This window comes from Desulfobotulus sp. (genome assembly GCF_034006065.1).
In the GTDB taxonomy this organism is placed as follows: domain Bacteria; phylum Desulfobacterota; class Desulfobacteria; order Desulfobacterales; family ASO4-4; genus Desulfobotulus.
In genome coordinates this window covers 19,592-33,409 of sequence record NZ_JAVETM010000007.1, presented here as the reverse complement: position 1 = coordinate 33,409, position 13,818 = coordinate 19,592, and the positions used below count along the sequence as shown (strand labels likewise).

The window sequence follows — 13,818 nt, the reverse complement described above, 5'->3', positions numbered from 1 at the left end:
GGAGAAAAGACGCATGTCTCTGCCCTTCACATCCGGTCTTCCGGGGCTGGATAAGGTTTTTAAAGGTGTCATGCCCGGCGACAACATCGTCTGGCAGATCGACAGCATTGAGGATTACGAGGCTCTTGTACTGCCCTTCACCGCCGCTGCCGCCAGCCAGAGGCGGCGGATGATCTATTTTCGCTTTGCCTCCCACCGTCCCCTTCTGCCGGAGGACAGCCCGGCGGAGGTCTACCGTTTTGATCCCTCCTTTGGTTTTGAAAGCTTTGTCACCCAGATCCATGAGGTGATTGAGGAGGCGGGTCACGGGGCCGCCTATGTGTTTGACTGTCTTTCCGGACTGGCTGGGGCCTGGAAGTCGGATCAGATGCTCGGTAATTTTTTCATGCTCACCTGCCCAAGACTCTATGAGCTGGAGACCGTCACCTATTTCGCCCTGCAGCGCAATGCCCATTCCTCCTTTGCCACGGAACCCATCACGGAAACCACCCAGTATCTTCTGGATATTTTTCAGTACAACAACCGCCTCTACATCCGGCCCATCAAGGTGCAGTACCGCTCCACTTCTTCCATGAACACCATCCATTTCTGGGAGACCCCTGAAAGCTTTCCCCCTGTCACCCGCAGCGCCCTTATTGCGGAAATCCTCGCTTCGGCCCGCTGGCCGGGTCTGCATACGGACAGGCGCATGGGCTTCTGGCGACGTATGTTCAGCGAGGCACCGAGAATTCTTGCGGAAGCCAGGGCCGGCTTGTGTCCCCAGGAAAAGGAGATGAACCTCTTCATGCGCCTTGCCCGCATGATGCTCTCACGGGATGAGCGCATGCTGGAGCTTGTCCGGAAGTACCTTAGCCTTGAGGATGCCATGAACGTGCGGGATCGCATGGTGGGCATCGGGTATATCGGCGGCAAGGCCGTGGGCATGCTGGTGGCGCGTGCCATTCTCGAAAAAAAGAATCCGAGATTTCAGAGCCTTCTTGAAACCCACGATTCCTTTTATATCGGTTCCGATGTCTTCTATACCTTCCTTGTGATCAACGGCATCTGGTGGATACGCCAGAAACAGCGCCAGCCCGAGACCTTTCTTGCGGACATCGCCGAAGCACAAGCGCGTATCAAGCAGGGCCGTTTCATTCCCCACCACATGGAACAGTTCATGAAGATCATCGATTATTTCGGTGAATCTCCCTACATTGTTCGCTCAAGCTCCCTCCTTGAGGACAACTACGGCAATGCCTTTGCCGGGAAATATGACAGCATTTTCTGTGTGAACCAGGGCTCACGGGAAGCCCGGCTGGAGATGCTTGTCAGCGCCATCCGCTGTGTCTATGCCAGCGCCATGAGTGAAAAGGCCCTCCGTTACCGGAGCCACAGGGGACTTCTCGATCAGGACGAGCAGATGGCGCTTCTCATCATGCGGGTCTCGGGTCAGCCTGCGGAAAATGTTTTTTACCCCCATGCCGCTGGGGTGGGTTTTTCCTACAATCCCTATGTATGGAGCAAGGACATTGATCCCAAAGCAGGGGTGATCCGCCTTGTGTTCGGTCTCGGCACACGGGCTGTGGACCGGGCGGACGACGATTACACCCGTGTGGTGGCCCTCAATGCGCCCATGCGAAGGCCGGAGGCCAATTTTGACGAGGTCTGTGAATATTCCCAGAAACGCATGGATTATCTGGATCTTGCGGCCAACAAGCTGGTTTCCGGTGAATTTGCCAAAGTAGGGGCGAAAAACAAAGAGCTTCCCATGCCTCTTGTGGCCTCTCCGGCCAGCACGGAACCTCTGGGATCTGGCCCCAGGCACTGGATTGTGACCTTTGACCGTTTTCTTCGGGATACTCCCTTTGTGGCGGATATGCGGGAAATCCTCGAAACCCTGGAGGCGGCCTATGAGCATCCTGTGGACATCGAGTTCTCCTTAAACTTCATGGAAGACCAGTCTTACCGGATCAACCTTCTCCAGTGCAGACCCCTTCAGGTGGAAGGCGTGGATGAGGTGGCCCTGCCGGAGGTGGAGATTGCGCCGGAAAACCGCATCCTTGAAGCGAGGGGGGCTGTGGTGGGCAGAAGCCGGATTCTCACCATCGACCGCATCGTCTATGTGGTGCCAAGGCTTTACGGAGAGCTTCCCATCCGGCAGCGCTATGAGGTGGCCCGGCTCATCGGTCAGATCAACCGCCTTACGGACATGGACACCTGCAACCTTATGGTCATGGGACCGGGCAGATGGGGCACCAGCAGCCCGGATCTGGGGATTCCAACCCATTTTGCGGAAATCGATCGGGTCCGGGTGCTTTGCGAGATCGTGACCATGCGGGAAAACCTCATCCCCGATGTTTCCCTCGGCACCCATTTTCTCAATGAGCTGGTGGAGATGAACATGCTCTACCTGGCGCTTTTTCCCAAAGGAGAAGGCAACAGCCTCAAGGAATCTCTGATTCTCGGGGCTCCCAATCATCTGACCCGCCTTGTTCCAGGAACGGAAAAATGGGCGGACATGGTTCGGGTGGTGGATACTGCCCAGGTGCTGCCCCAGGATGCCCGTATCACCCTCATGGCCGATGCGGTGGAACAAAGGGTGGTGGCCTTTCTCGACAAACGATCCCAGGGGCTGGAACATCAGGCTTAGGGAAAAAAAGGGGCATCCCCTTGCTTCCAGCGCCCATGGAGATGGGCTCTGGAGAGCGCGGAGTCCGGCGTTTGTTCTAGAGAAATGGGGTTCAGTCCTGGTCCTGGGCAAAGAGTTTTTTATCGATGGCCTTTTCATAGGCGGCTTCCCGGCTGATCCGCTTGTCTTTGATCAGCTGGGCGAGGTGCTGATCCATGCTCTGCATGCCACGGGTGCTTCCGGTTTGGATGAGGGAGCTGATCTGGGCGATTTTGCCTTCCCGGATGATACTGGCGAGGGCGGGAGATCCCAGCAGCACCTCATTGGCGGCGCAGCGGCCCTTGCCGTCTTTGGTTTTGAGAAGCTGCTGGGCGACCACGGCGACCAGGGCATCGGCCAGCATGGTGCGGGTCTGGGGCTGCTGATCCGTGGGAAAGGCGTTGATGATACGGTCAATGGTTTTGGCGGCACTGTTGGTGTGCAGGGTTCCGAAAACAAGGATGCCCAGCTCCACACAGGTCAGAGCCAGGGAGATGGTTTCAAGGTCCCGCATTTCGCCCACAAGGATGATATCCGGATTTTCACGACTGGCCACGCGCAGGGCGTCGGCAAAGCTTGTGGCGTGGGTTCCGATTTCCCGTTGGGTGAATAGGCAGCGTTTGTTGGGGTGGACAAACTCCAGGGGATCCTCGATGGTGATGACGTGGGCGTCCCGGGTGTTGTTGATGTGGTCGATAATGGCAGCAAGGGTTGTGGATTTGCCGCTGCCCGTAGGGCCTGTGACCAGAACCAGGCCCTTTCGCATCTCGGCGATGCGCTGCATCACAGGGGGAAGATGGAGCTGGGCGAGAGTCATGATTTCCGTGGGAATGATGCGGAACACTGCGCCGATCCCCCGGTGCTGAAAAAGAAAGTTGCAGCGGAACCGGCCTACGCCGTCCAGGGCATAAGCCATGTCGCAGTCAAGATTTTCTTCCAGATAGGCCCGTTTATCCGGCGGCATGATTTCCGTGAGAATATCCCTGTTGGATTCAGCGGTCAGGGCAGGCTGATCCATGGGAACCAGCTCTCCGCGCAGACGCAGAAGGGGCGGGAATCCCACGACCATGTGCAGATCACTGGCGCCCCGTGCTTTCATTTCCCTGAAACAGGCGTCAATCATCGCCATTGGTATTCTCCTTGTCCACAAAGGTTTTGAAACGATCCGGGTTTGAAGCATTGGCGAAGGCTTCCGCAGCGGAGATCTTTTCCGCCTGGAGCAGCTCCAGAATGGATTCATCCATGATGCGCATGCCCACGGATTTGCCGGTCTGCATGATGGAAGGGATCTGAAAGGTTTTGGCGTCTTTGATGAGATTGGTAAGAGGCAGGGTGCCGATGAGGATTTCCAGGGCCATGACCATGGATTTTCCATCCTTTGCCGGTATGAGACGCTGGGTGATCACGGCTTTCAGCGATTCGCTGAGCATGGCACGGATCTGGGCCTGTTCCCTGGAGGGATAGGAATCAATGATGCGGTCAATGGTTTTGGCTGCACTGGATGTGGAGAGGGTGCCAATGACCAGATGCCCGGTTTCTGAGGCGGAGATGGCAAGGGAAATGGTTTCAAGGTCCCGCAATTCTCCGATGACGATGACATCCGGATCCTGGCGCAGAGCGCCCTTGAGGGCATTGGCATAGGAAAGGGTGTTCCGGTTCAGATCCCGCTGGTTGATGGCGCATTTTTTCAGGGGGTGCACGAACTCGATGGGATCTTCCACGGTGAGTACATGGTGGGACCGTGTGGCATTGATGTGGTTCACCATGGCGGCCAGGGTGGTGGATTTGCCATGGCCCGTGGCCCCTGTGACGAGGATGAGGCCCTGGTGATTGTCCAGCACTTTTTTCACCGTATCCGGCATGCCCAGGTCTTCCAGGGTGGGAATGGTCGGCGGGATGACCCGGAAGGCGGCGGAAAGGCCTCTGCTGTGGACCATGGCGCTGCCCCGGAATCTCCCCAGGTTGGGAATTTCAAGGGCAAAATCCAGTTGCTGATGGGTTCTGAGCATTCTTTGCTGGGCTTCTGTCAGCACTTCACAGATGAGCTGTTGGCTTTGTTCCGGTGTGAGGGGCGGGGATCTGAGTTTCTGGAGCCTGCCCAAGCGTCTCAGAATAAAGGGTTCTCCGGGAGCCACATGGATATCGGAGGCCTTGTGATCAACGGCGGCCTTAAAGAGTTTGTGAAGGGTGGCCATGGTGTCCTTTCTGATAGATAAGGGGCAGCAAGGGCTTGGGGGGCATAACCGTTCATGACAAGAGGATGCGGGCTTTTCCCCGCACTCTTTCCATGCGGTCGATTTTTGACTTTAACTCCAGAAATCGTTTTTTTTGCGTCTGATCGCGTTCTTCCAGCTGACGGATCATGGCTTCTGCGCCCTTCAGCGCGCATTCTGTTTCATGGAGCTGTTTTTTAAGGTCAAAGAGTTCCTTTTCCGCATTGGAAAGTCGGCTGGTGGTTTGGGCAAGCCGTTCCCGGGTCAGCTGCGCGAGGTTGCGGCAGAACACTTCCCGGCTGATTCTGTTTTTCAGTTCAGGATGGTCCAGAACGGACATATCAAGGGCAAAACAGAGGGTGGGGACGAGGGCATCCACGCAGGCGGAGCGGGCGTCACCGCCCAGGATGCTCATTTCTCCGAACATATCGCCGGTGCGCTGAAAACAGGCGATCATGACGCCCTCTTTGATTACCGCCACCTTTCCTTCAATGAGCCAGTAAACCCAGTTGTCATACTGACCTTCAAAAAGAATTCTTTCTCCGGTTTCGTATTCAACGATCCGTGCATAACCTTTTTTGAAAAAATGATCGTTGATCTGTCCTGGGGTGAAGTTTTCCAGGACATCAAGCCCAGCCAGCATTTCGATGAGCTTGCCCTTGATCATGCACACGACCTTGTCAGGAGGTGGAAGAAAGAACCTGCCAGGGGCTTATTTGAACCAGGGACAGGTCTGTTTTTTTAAGCGTGGTATGGGATAGAAAATACAGGGGCTTGGGGATGGGGGTCAAGGACAAAGTGGAGATTCGGTTTTGCGGGGCATAAAAATAAGGATGGACAGCCAGGGGCTGTCCATCCAAAGGGAATGCCAATAAAAGGATGGGCCGGGTTTAGATGGCTTTCATGCTGGTCATGTAGTGACGCAGGGTGCGGCCGATTTCTTCCACAGGATGGTTGCGGATGGCCTCATTGATGGCAATGAGCTTTTTGTTGTCCACGCCATTGTCCTTCACGGTCATGCCTTTTCCGATCACATCCGTGTCGATTTTTGCCATGAAGTCCTTGAGCAGGGGAACACAGGCCTGGGTGAAGAGGTAGTTGCCGTATTCCGCCGTATCGGAAATCACCACGTTCATTTCATAGAGCTTGTTGCGGGCGATGGTATTGGCAATGAGGGGCGTTTCATGCAGGGACTCGTAGTAGGCGGATTCGGGCTGCATGCCGGCTTCGGTCATGATTTCAAAGGCCAGCTCCACACCGGCTTTCACCATGGCGATCATCAGGATGCCGTTATCAAAGTATTCCTGTTCGGGAATGGGGGCTTCCTGGATGGGGCACTTTTCAAAGGCCGTTTCTCCGGTTTCCGCACGCCATGTGAGAAGGTTTTTGTCGTTGTCCGCCCAGTCCTTCATCATGGTTTCGGAGAAAACGCCTTCCAGAATGTCGTCCATGTGTTTTTCGTACAAAGGACGCATGAGGGTTTTCAGCTCTTCGGCCAGTTCAAAGGCCTTGACCTTGGCGGGATTGGAGAGACGATCCATCATGTTGGTGATGCCACCGTGTTTGAGGGCCTCGGTGGTGACTTCCCAGCCCTTCTGCACCAGTTTGGCCGCATAGGCCTTGTCAACGCCCTTTTCCACCATCTTGTCAAAGCACAGCAGAGAGCCGGTCTGGAGCATGCCGCAGAGGATGGTCTGCTCACCCATGAGGTCGGATTTTACCTCGGCGATAAAGGAGGAGTGCAGAACACCTGCGCGGTCACCGCCCGTACCGGCGCAGTAGGCCTTGGCGATCTCCAGGCCGTCTCCGTTGGGATCGTTTTCCGTGTGTACGGCAATGAGGGTGGGAACACCGAAACCGCGCACGTATTCGGCCCGCACCTCAGAGCCGGGGGACTTGGGAGCCACCATGATAACGGTGAGGTCTTCACGGATTTTCATGCCTTCTTCCACGATGTTGAAGCCGTGGGAATAGGAAAGGCAGGCACCTTTTTTCATCAGGGGCATAACTCTGGAAACCACGGGGGTATGGTATTTATCCGGAGTGAGGTTTAAGACAAGATCCCCTTTGGGAATGGTTTCCTCGTAGGTGCCGTAGGCAAAGTTGTTCTCAGAGGCCAGTTTCCAGGGGAGCAGCTTCTGGGAGATTTCCTCATCCCGCAGGGCGTAGGTGACATCAAGGCCGCTGTCTCTTAAGTTGAGGCCCTGGTGAAAACCCTGGGCGCCGCAGCCCACGATGACAATCTTTTTGCCTTTGAGTTTTTCAACGCCGTTGAACTCGGAGGGGTTCATGAAACGGCACTGGCCAAGCTGCTTGATTTTTTCACGGAAGGTGAGGGAGGTAAAATAATTCATCGGTCTGGCTCCTGATGGGATAGAGGGTTGAATCCAAAGGGCTTAATCCATGCATTCGGGGCACTGTATTGCATTTGTCATATTGCGTAAAGTGAATTAAAAGAAAGCATAAGTTGCATATTGTGCAATGTCTGACTAAGAGGTGGCCCATGCAGATGGATGAACTGGAACTTTTTCTCACCCTGGCCCGAACACGCCATTTTCAGCAAGCCAGTGTGCAGAGCAATATCAGTCCTTCGGCCCTGTCCCGGGCCATCCAGCGCATTGAAAACGAGGTGGGTGAAAAGCTCTTTGACCGGAACAACAGGAATGTGTCCCTGACGCCTGCGGGCCTTGTTTTCCGCTCCTATGCGGAACAGATGCTTAAAATCTGGAAAGAGGGAAGACAGGCCCTTTCCCAGGAAAAGGGCGTGATTTCCGGCGAGCTGGGCATTTACTGTTCCGTGACCGCAGCCTATGGCGTTCTGCCGGAAATCCTCGATGGCTTCCGTAAGGCCTATCCCCATGTGCACATCAAGCTGCGTACCGGAGACGCGGAAAGTGCCCTGGAACAGCTTCAGAAAGGGGATACGGACATTGCCATTGCCGCCATCCCGGAGCAGATGCCAGAACCGATGGAATCCATTCTGGTGGCCAGAACGCCGCTTGTCTGGATTTCTTCTTGCAACAGCGAGATCCGGAGCGGCCAGGACATAGACTGGAAGACCACACCTTTGATTCTGCCCAAGCAGGGGATTGCCAGGATGCGCTTTGACCGCTGGCGCAAGGAGATGCGGATTCAACCCAGCATCTACGCCCAGGTGACGGGCAATGAGGCCATCATCGCCATGGTGCATCTGGGCTGCGGCATCGGCCTTGTACCGGAGATGGTGCTGGAAAAAAGTCCTGTGACCCACACCATTGATATTCTTGAAGTTGTCCCGCCTCTGAAACCCTATGGGATCGGCATCTGCGTGAACAGAAAAAGCCTTGGCAACGGCGTCACCAAAGCCTTCTGGGACACGGCCCGGACCTATTCCCTGCCCCATGGCGGGGAATAGGGCGCTGAATCCGGACTGGGCCAGGTTTCGACCTCAGCCCTTTTTCGTGTACCATGCGGGAAGCAGCCAGCATCCGGGATCGTGCAGGGGCGGCCTGGAGGGAATCTGAAGCTGGGCGGGGTCTATGCCGCGTCTTTGGATAGATTCGAGAAATTCCTTTTGTTCAAGGAGGGTCTTGGCCTTTTCCTGCATATGCTGGGGAAGATTTTTGAATTTCTCCTGGAGGTGATTTTCCAGAAAATCGAGGGTCAGTGTTTGTACATGGCTGAGCCCCACATTGTATGCGGAACCGCCATAGGTCATCATGGCGCTTGTCAGTTCTCCCGCAGCACCTGCCGGTGCACCGGAAAGTCCCGATGCGCCAATGCGGATGGCTTCGGAACTGAAGGCGTCCGGTTCCTGGCCAGCGGTGAGGGCTTTTCCGAAAGAGACCAGGGCATTGCCGAGGCCCAGGCCAATGCCGATGGGATTTCCCGTGCCTGCTCCGCCTGCTATGGCAGAAAGGCCCCGGAAGGTCATGAGGATCTGGTAGTCTCGGATGGCCTTTTCTGCTTCCTCAATTTTTTCATCAAGACCATTCACGGAAGATTCCAGGGATTTCAGCCGGACGCCCAGGCGGAAAGCCGCATCGCCCAGAATATAGTCGTTGGTGAGGCAGACGATGGCTCCGTGAAAGCATTGATTGATTTCCGCATACCAGGAATAGGGGCTGATGATGTGCCGGATGTCCGGATAACAGGTTTTGGTTGTGTAGGGTGCGGTGCCCGTGGTGGGATCCTGGGAAGAGGCCAGTGCGGAAATCACGCATGCCGATTCTTCCACTTCCGTATCTTTCTGAATTTCAATGCCCAGGGCCTGGGTGAAGTGCTGGAGAAAATCGGGTTTGAAAACCTGGCCGCTGGCGATGATCCGAGCGAGTTTTTCTTCCGCACTCTCTTTGCCCTGATCCGGAAACAGGCTGAGATCCGATGTCAGATAGGGGGTGAGGTCCAGGGAAACCACATACTGCCGGGTTATGATGTCCATGCCCGTTCTCAGATAAACCGCGACCCTCTGATACATTTCCTGTAAAAGCTGCGGATTCTGTGTAAGTTTGATGAACTGCCCGCCTGCATAGATTTGGTTCTGATCGGATATGAAGTCAAGGATGTAGGGAAGGGCATAGGCCTGATTCTGTTCTGGCGTGTAGGCTTCCTGGGCTGCCAGCAGCTGGGTCCGCAGCGTGTCTGTGATGCCGAACATTTCATTAAACTGCTGCACAAAAGCTTCAAGGGCCTGGGAGCTGTAGTTTTCCGTTGTGATGGCGTGGTCCTGGTCATCAGGGGTATGCTCTGGAGCGGTTTGCTTTTTTTTCGGAGCTTCGGAAGCCTGGGCATGGTTTTTTGGGGAAACACTGCCGGGGTATCCGCCGAATAGGACGATGGCTGGCAGGGCAAAACAAAGAAAGGCGAAAGGCACTTTCCATCTCATACGGTCCTCCTTTTTTTGAGGGCAGTCGGGGGCTGATTTGTAAAGGATATGGATGAAAACCTTGCATATTTTCATGCACTTTGCAATGCCATAGCGCATCTGGAGCCCAGGAGATGAGAAAGCGCTGCCCTTGTTTACGATCGCCGTCTTCTGAATCGGGTAATGCCGTCTTCCAGCAGCATCTTAATGATGGATGCCCAGACATTTTCATGGGGCCTTGGCTTCAGACCCCTGGCAAGGTAGCCCATCTGCCGCTCATACCAGGTGATCTCCAGCATGGCGATGTTGTCCACAGCGGCTATCCCTGTGGATTTCGGCGTGACAGGGCTTTTGTATGCCATGCCGCTCTCTCTGGCGATGGTTGCGGGAAGATCCGGATCCAACACCATGGGACGGCCCAGCCCCACCATGTCCGTATCCCCTGAGGCCAGGGCCTGCACCATGCCGGAAGCCGTCCGGAACCCGCCGGTGACCACCAGGGGGATGGCCGCCATCTGGCGTACTTTCCGGGCGTACTCCAGGAAATAGCCTTCCGAACCGCCGGGCATACCCGCCATCATCACAGGTTTTTCATAGCTGCCTCCGGAAATTTCCAACAGATCCAGCCCTTCTGCGGCCAGAGCCTTTGCCACTTGGGCGGCTTCTTCCGGATGATAGCCTTCCTTGCGGAAATCCCCGGAATTGAGTTTGGCCCCAACGGGAAAATCCGGCCCCACCTCTTTGCGGATGGCCCGGTACACCTCCATGAGAAAGCGCATGCGGTTTTCAAGGCTGCCGCCCCAGGCATCCTTGCGCTGGTTGTGCAGGGGAGAAAGAAACTGGGAAACCAAATACCCGTGAGCCGCATGGATCTGCACGCCGGTGAAGCCTGCTTTTTTGGCAATGCCTGCGGATCTGGCAAAGGCGGCGATGATCCCCAGAATTTCTGCTTCCTCAAGGGCCTTGGGTGTGGCAAAAAAACGCTGAAGCCCCGGATGCAGGGGGATGGCCGAGGGCGCCACGGGTCTGGGCGAGAGGTTTTTCGGGCTTTGTTTTCCCGGATGATTGAGCTGCACCCAGATTTCAGACCCTTCTTGTTTACCGGCTTCGGCCCAGGAACTGAGCAGCGGGAGATCGTCTTCCGTATCCATGACCACGTTGCGGGGTTCTCCCAGCGCCTTTTTGTCCACCATGACATTGCCCGTTACAAGAATCCCGGCCCCGCCTTTGCCCCAGCGCTCGTAAAGACGCACCAGGGCCTGGGTGGGACGGTTGTCTTCGGTTCCGAGGATTTCGCTCATGGCGGATTTGAAAAAACGGTTTTTCACCTCCCGGCCGCAGGGCAGGGTGAGGGGGGTAAACAAGCGCTCTTTCGGGGTGTCCTGCATGGTGTTTCTCCCTGTTTTTGAGGAAAGATGGGGGGATGTCCGGCTCACATCCTGGAAAAAGAACCGGACTCCCAGAATTTTCAGGATGGGGATGTCATGCGGTAGGTATAGGCAATCATCATCTGGTTGCGGTCTTCCATCTGAAGGGCCGCCTCCAGTCCGCCCACATCGAGGTTGGCGTTGATGGCTTCCTTGGTCATGCGGATGCCCATGGGATTTTTTTCCATCATGGTTTTTGCAAGGCCTTCGGCGGTCTCGATCAGGGCCTCACGGCTCACCTTGCGGCTGGCAAAGCCCAGAGCCATGGCCGTGTCCGCATCCATCCAGTTGCCCGTGAGAAGATACTCGTAGGCCCGGCCTGCGCCGATGAGCCGGGGCAGGAAATAGCTGGAGGACATGTCCGCACCGCCAAGGCCGATGTTGATATAGGCTGCGGAGAATTTTGCGGTATCGGCAAGGATGCGGATATCGGAAGCCATGGCAAGGGAAAAGCCGATGCCCGCTGCAGCGCCGTGTACGCAGGAGATGATGGGCTGGGGAATGCGGCGCATGGCAAGAAAGAGGCGGCTCAGGCGGGCCTGGGCGTTGTAGGCATCCACAGGGCTCATGGCCATGATGGCCGGGGCATAGGTTTCCACGTCAAGGCCCGCGCAAAAGCCCCTTGAGGCTCCGCCATCGAGAATGATGACACCCGTTTCATTGTCGTAGCGCCTTGCCTGGAGAAAGGCCTCAAATTCATCCATCATTTCCAGATCAAAGGCATTGTATTTGTCGGGTCGGTTCAGGGTGAGGTAGCCGATGCGGCCTGCCTGACGGAAGTTGAGGGTCTTCATTTTTGCTCCTTTAGGTGAAGTATTCGGTGGGGATACCGAGGGTCAGGGCTTCTTTTGTCATGAGACGATGGCACAAAGCGGCCTGTTTAGGAAGGTGATAGGCGAAAAAATACCGGCAGACGCTGATTTTTCCCTCGTAGAAGGAAGCTGTCGCTCCCTTCGCGCTCCCAAGCTTTTCACGGGCCGAGAGGGCCTGCTTCAGCCATTGCCACCCTACGGTGACAAGGCCGAAGGCCTCCAGATAAAGGGTGGCATCGGCAAGAAAGGCTTCGGCTCCCGCTTCTAAGGCCCAGAGCCCCAGCGTTGCCGTGGTGGTTTCCAGGGTCTGAAGGGCTTCTTCAAGACTTTTTGCCATGGCGGCAAGGCTGTCATCCTCTCCTGCCCTTTGCAGGGTGGCGCGGATCTCTTTTCCCAGAAGGCGCAGGGGAAGACCGTTTTCCATCATTACCTTGCGGCCCAGAAGATCCATGGCCTGAATACCGGTGGTGCCTTCATGGATGGCGTGGATGCGCATGTCCCGGAAGTGTTGCTCCACGGGAAAATCCTCGCAGTATCCGTATCCGCCAAAACACTGGAGACTCTGGCTGACACTGAAAATTCCCTGTTCCGCAGCATAGCTTTTGGCGACAGGCGTGAGAAGATCCAGAAGCAGATGACGCTCTCTGGCAGCCTCGTCTTTCAGGGTGTGCAGGCCGTCTTCGTAAAGGCCGCATTGCAGCACCAGCGCCATGGCCCCTTCGGCAATGGCCCGCTGGTCGAGGAGCATGCGTTTCACATCCGCATGTTCAATGATGGCCACAGGCTCGGATTTGGAGGAGGCCCCCATCCTGCGGCCCTGTTTCCGGGATTTGGTGTATTCCAGAGCTGCCTGATAGGCTGCCGTGGCAATGGCCGCGGCCCCCATGCCCACTTCGAGACGCGCGCCGTTCATCATCTGGAACATGGCGGCAAGCCCCCGGTTTTCCTTTCCGATGAGATACCCCAGACAATCGTTTCTTTCGCCCATGGAAAGCTCGGCAATGGGAGCGCCCCTGTAGCCCATTTTATGGAAAATCTGGGTGACGGTGATGTCGTTATCCGCAAGGCCGCCCAACTCGGGTCTGAGTTTGGGCACCACAAAGAGGGAAATTCCCTTCACTCCGGGAGGGGCTCCGGCAATGCGCGCCAGCATGAGGTGCACCACGTTTTCCACGCCGTCGTGATCCCCGGCGGAGATGAAGACCTTGCGGCCCTGGATGCGGTACACGCCTTCGCCCGCGGGAGCGGCCGTGCAGGTCAGATCTCCTAAGGAGCTGCCCGCTTCCGCCTCGGTGAGGGCCATGGTGCCCTGCCACCGACCCGCAAGGAGCGGAGGCAGGTAAAAATCCCGCAGGGCTTCGCAGCCATAGGTGGCGATGAGCCGTGCCGCACCCATGGACAGGGCGGAATAGACGCTGGCGGAATAGTTGGCAGAGGCGAAAATGGCCGTGCAGGCATGGAGCAGCATGGCAGGAAGCCCGTCGCCGCCCTGATCCTGGGGCAGACCTGCGGAGATCCATCCGTCCTTTCCCATCTGGCGGAGCAAAGGCCCGATGGCCGGATGCACATGCACCTTTCCGTTTTCAAGGTGCGGGACTTCCTTGTCCATTTCCGAGAACAGGGGATGCAGGGCGGTTTTTGCGAAATCATAGGCGGCATTGAGCACCAGATCCCAGCTTTTCATATCCTTTTCGGAGAAGATGTTCTTTCCTTCTTCGGCAAAGACTTCACGGAGCAGAAAGCGGAGATGCTGCATATGGATGAATCGTTCGGCCATGGAACCTCCTTGGGGTGTGGGATGAAGAACCTGTTTCAGGAAAAGGGCTTTTCACATTCCGGGCCAGAGGGGATTGTTTATTGAAATACCTGTTTTAAT

At 56.1% G+C, this 13,818-nt stretch carries 10 protein-coding genes; 2 read left to right on the top strand and 8 right to left on the bottom strand.

The genetic code is table 11. The features are described 5' to 3' along the window. Window positions 1-13 precede the first annotated feature (13 nt). Window positions 14-2,629 (top strand): PEP/pyruvate-binding domain-containing protein, encoded by a 2,616-nt coding sequence (locus tag RBR60_RS04665; RefSeq protein WP_320354717.1) that lies wholly within the window; start codon window positions 14-16, stop codon window positions 2,627-2,629. 91 nt (window positions 2,630-2,720) lie between these two features. On the opposite strand, the gene RBR60_RS04660 is transcribed toward RBR60_RS04665, so the two are convergent. From RBR60_RS04660 to ilvC, 4 genes are all read right to left on the bottom strand, one after another. Further along, entirely contained in the window at window positions 2,721-3,776 is a 1,056-nt protein-coding gene (locus tag RBR60_RS04660; RefSeq protein WP_320354716.1) for a type IV pilus twitching motility protein PilT, read from the bottom strand. Continuing rightward, window positions 3,763-4,842, bottom strand: coding sequence for a type IV pilus twitching motility protein PilT (locus tag RBR60_RS04655; RefSeq protein WP_320354715.1), 1,080 nt, complete (start codon window positions 4,840-4,842; stop codon window positions 3,763-3,765). Before RBR60_RS04655 ends, RBR60_RS04660 begins: the two co-directional genes overlap by 14 nt. 52 nt (window positions 4,843-4,894) lie before the next feature. After that, window positions 4,895-5,527: a Crp/Fnr family transcriptional regulator gene (locus tag RBR60_RS04650; RefSeq protein ID WP_320354714.1), complete on the bottom strand. Its 633-nt coding sequence runs from the start codon at window positions 5,525-5,527 to the stop codon at window positions 4,895-4,897. A gap of 223 nt (window positions 5,528-5,750) precedes the next feature. After that, window positions 5,751-7,214 carry a ketol-acid reductoisomerase gene (ilvC, locus tag RBR60_RS04645; RefSeq protein WP_320354713.1) on the bottom strand — a complete coding sequence of 488 codons (1,464 nt, stop codon included), beginning with the start codon at window positions 7,212-7,214 and terminating at the stop codon, window positions 5,751-5,753. A gap of 149 nt (window positions 7,215-7,363) precedes the next feature. On the opposite strand from ilvC, the gene ilvY reads away from it, so the two are divergent. Continuing rightward, a complete protein-coding gene (gene ilvY, locus RBR60_RS04640; protein ID WP_320354712.1) occupies window positions 7,364-8,254 on the top strand; it encodes an HTH-type transcriptional activator IlvY in 891 nt (296 codons plus the stop codon). Between the two features lie 33 nt (window positions 8,255-8,287). Here ilvY and RBR60_RS04635 read toward each other — a convergent pair whose 3' ends face one another. From RBR60_RS04635 to RBR60_RS04620, 4 genes are all read right to left on the bottom strand, one after another. Further along, window positions 8,288-9,724 carry a hypothetical protein gene (locus tag RBR60_RS04635; RefSeq protein WP_320354711.1) on the bottom strand — a complete coding sequence of 479 codons (1,437 nt, stop codon included), beginning with the start codon at window positions 9,722-9,724 and terminating at the stop codon, window positions 8,288-8,290. A gap of 134 nt (window positions 9,725-9,858) precedes the next feature. Further along, entirely contained in the window at window positions 9,859-11,091 is a 1,233-nt protein-coding gene (locus tag RBR60_RS04630) for an NADH:flavin oxidoreductase/NADH oxidase family protein (protein WP_320354710.1), read from the bottom strand. 80 nt (window positions 11,092-11,171) lie between these two features. Continuing rightward, complete coding sequence (locus RBR60_RS04625; RefSeq protein ID WP_320354709.1) at window positions 11,172-11,924, bottom strand: enoyl-CoA hydratase/isomerase family protein; 753 nt, start codon at window positions 11,922-11,924, stop codon at window positions 11,172-11,174. Window positions 11,925-11,934: 10 nt separating this feature from the next. Beyond that, entirely contained in the window at window positions 11,935-13,719 is a 1,785-nt protein-coding gene (locus RBR60_RS04620; RefSeq protein WP_320354708.1) for an acyl-CoA dehydrogenase, read from the bottom strand. Window positions 13,720-13,818: the final 99 nt, after the last annotated feature.

Bases quoted from the DNA above. Each gene is read 5' to 3' on its own strand.
- RBR60_RS04665 (WP_320354717.1), top strand. From the start codon at position 14: ATGTCTCTGCCCTTCACATCCGGTCTTCCGGGGCTGGATAAGGTTTTT.
- RBR60_RS04660 (WP_320354716.1), bottom strand. From the start codon at position 3,776: ATGGCGATGATTGACGCCTGTTTCAGGGAAATGAAAGCACGGGGCGCC.
- RBR60_RS04655 (WP_320354715.1), bottom strand. From the start codon at position 4,842: ATGGCCACCCTTCACAAACTCTTTAAGGCCGCCGTTGATCACAAGGCC.
- RBR60_RS04650 (WP_320354714.1), bottom strand. From the start codon at position 5,527: ATGATCAAGGGCAAGCTCATCGAAATGCTGGCTGGGCTTGATGTCCTG.
- ilvC (WP_320354713.1), bottom strand. From the start codon at position 7,214: ATGAATTATTTTACCTCCCTCACCTTCCGTGAAAAAATCAAGCAGCTT.
- ilvY (WP_320354712.1), top strand. From the start codon at position 7,364: ATGCAGATGGATGAACTGGAACTTTTTCTCACCCTGGCCCGAACACGC.
- RBR60_RS04635 (WP_320354711.1), bottom strand. From the start codon at position 9,724: ATGAGATGGAAAGTGCCTTTCGCCTTTCTTTGTTTTGCCCTGCCAGCC.
- RBR60_RS04630 (WP_320354710.1), bottom strand. From the start codon at position 11,091: ATGCAGGACACCCCGAAAGAGCGCTTGTTTACCCCCCTCACCCTGCCC.
- RBR60_RS04625 (WP_320354709.1), bottom strand. From the start codon at position 11,924: ATGAAGACCCTCAACTTCCGTCAGGCAGGCCGCATCGGCTACCTCACC.
- RBR60_RS04620 (WP_320354708.1), bottom strand. From the start codon at position 13,719: ATGGCCGAACGATTCATCCATATGCAGCATCTCCGCTTTCTGCTCCGT.